Consider the following 713-nt stretch of genomic DNA (forward strand, 5'->3'; position numbering starts at 1 on the left):
CGACGCTGGTGATCCGCCACGATGACGCCGGCACATCCGCACTGCGTTACCTGCGCGCGGCCGCAGTCGCCTGGCAGCCGCACACCGGCGCCGTCCCCGTCGACATCGCACCCGCCAGCCAACCGGCACCGGTGCCGGCGTTGCCGGCAACGGCGACGCTGGCATGGCTGGCCGCCACCGCTCCGCCGGCAGCCGTCCAGCAATGGGTGAACGACGGCGGCACCCTGTTGCTGGACGCCCGCACGCCGCATCCCGGGCTCACCTTCTTCGCCAGCGACTGGCATGACAGCGGCGGCCATCCACTGCTGGAACAGGCCGCCCAAGGGCGCGGCCGGGTGCTGCGTTTCACCCGCGAGCTGCGGCCCGCGGTGATGCCGGCAGTGCTGGAGCCCGACTTCCCGCAGCGGCTGCGCGCGCAGCTGCAACCGGCTGCGGCACCGGCACGGGTGGACGCCGCCGCCCACGCGCCGTTGCGCGGTGACGTCCATTGGACGCAAGCGCCGCGCGACCTGTCGCCCTGGCTGCTGTGGGCCATCGCCCTGCTGTTCGGGCTGGAGCGCTGGCGGGCGACCTCGGCGCGGCGTGGAGCGCGGCCATGAGTACCGTGATGGGGCGGCTGTGGCAGCGCGCGCGCCGGCGCCGTGCCGCGATCACCTTGCTCAGCGGGCTGCCGCTGGCAGCCGCCGCCAGCGCCTGGGCGCTGCGGCTGGCCG

The 713-nt window shown here is 75.5% G+C and carries 1 pseudogene; it reads left to right on the forward strand.

What is annotated here, in order from left to right:
- Positions 1–599, forward strand: a pseudogene (locus QZH66_RS17625) (hypothetical protein); the annotation flags it as partial.
- Positions 600–713: the final 114 nt, after the last annotated feature.

The sequence above is a fragment of the Stenotrophomonas sp. YIM B06876 genome (assembly GCF_030711595.1).
Taxonomy (GTDB): Bacteria; Pseudomonadota; Gammaproteobacteria; order Xanthomonadales; family Xanthomonadaceae; genus Stenotrophomonas.